This window comes from Mesorhizobium sp. M7A.F.Ca.CA.002.09.1.1, assembly GCF_003998555.1.
Classification (GTDB): domain Bacteria; phylum Pseudomonadota; class Alphaproteobacteria; order Rhizobiales; family Rhizobiaceae; genus Mesorhizobium; species Mesorhizobium ciceri.
Map to the genome: position 1 here is coordinate 1 of NZ_RZRR01001175.1, position 1,399 is coordinate 1,399.

The 1,399-nt window shown below is 61.4% G+C and carries 1 protein-coding gene and 1 pseudogene; one reads left to right on the top strand and one right to left on the bottom strand.

Annotated features, from left to right (window positions below):
• A partial coding sequence (locus EN994_RS31500) for an FAD-dependent oxidoreductase (protein WP_245466141.1) occupies nt 1-742 on the bottom strand: 742 nt, incomplete at its 3' end.
• A gap of 236 nt (nt 743-978) precedes the next feature.
• On the opposite strand from EN994_RS31500, the pseudogene EN994_RS31505 reads away from it, so the two are divergent.
• Nucleotides 979-1,399, top strand: a pseudogene (locus tag EN994_RS31505) (Asp/Glu racemase); the annotation flags it as partial.

Consider the following 1,399-nt stretch of genomic DNA (forward strand, 5'->3'; position numbering starts at 1 on the left):
GACACAGAACGTAGGTGTCGGCCAGAAATTCTCCCTTGTCGGTGACGACCCGGATGATCGCGTCATTCCTGCGTTCGATCCCGACGATCCTCGTGCTTGTCAGGATCTTGCCGCCCCTCGTTTCGACGATGGCCGCCAGCGCGCGCGTGAACTTGGCGGCGTCGCCGGTTTCATCGGTTGGACACATTATGCCGCCGGCAATGCTGCCGCGCGACGAAGCCAGCGCCGGCTCGCGGTCAATGATTTCCTGTGCGTCGACAATGCGGATCTCCTGGCCGTCGGCCTCCAGCAGGCGCATGTTGGCGACGCCCTTGTCGAGCGCCTGACGGCTGCGGTGGAAGTAAAGGATGCCGGCCGAGGTCCTGTCGTATTGGATCGATTCCTCCCTGACGACCGCCTGCAGGACCGATTGGGAATGGACCGCAAGCCGATGTTTGAGGAGGGTGTTGCGACGCGCTTTGGCGGCCGTGCATTCCCTGAGGAAGCGCAGCGACCAGCTGTAGAGATGCGGGTCGGCGGAAAGTTTGAAGCGAAGCGCCTGGTCTTTCAGGAACAGCGACTTCAGCAGGATTTTTGGCGCGGCTGGTGATGACCAGACGAAGGAGTGACCGGGCGCGATCATGCCTGCATTTGCCCAGCTCGCGCCCTCGGCCACCTGCGGTGCCTGCTCGAGAACAGTGACCGCGTGGCCGTCCTTTTGCAACTGATAAGTGGTGGTGATCCCGACCACGCCGCCGCCCAAGATCAATACGCGCATTGCTGTCCCGAAGGGCTGTGTTCCTATTGTCGACAATTCAATAGGAAGACGCCGATCCCTGTCAACGGTGAATGGGTCGGCGACGGACAAGCGATCCGCGCAAGCGCAAAATTCAGGCGTTTACCGGTTCCCAGGATCTGCACAGAGCCCTTGACAGTTTCGGCAATATCGCCGTTTCTATTGTCGACAATTCTGATTGGCATCAGGGAGGGGACTGCGCCATGGACGCCCCGGTTAGCCGCGCCGACGACACGCTTGTCCTCGACAAGGAACACATTCCCTTCAAGACCGATGACGGTATCGGCACGCGCGCCAATCTCGGCCTGCTCGTGCTGCGGACCGACCAGACCATCGAGGATGAATTCCGGTATGCGCTGCCCGCGCGCGACATCGCGCTGTACGAGGCGCGGCTCTACAGCGATGTCGAGATCACACCGGAAAACCTGATGAAAATGTCGGCGGTAATCCCGGCAACGGTGGGACTCTTGCCCGACGTCAAGTTCGATGTGATCGGCTTTGCCTGCACGTCGGGAGCGCTGGTCATCGGCGAGGATAAGGTTGCCGAGCGCGTTCACGAGGTGCTGCCTGGTGTGCAGGTGACCAATCCGGTGACCGCGGCACGCGCCGCGCTGAAGGCCCTGT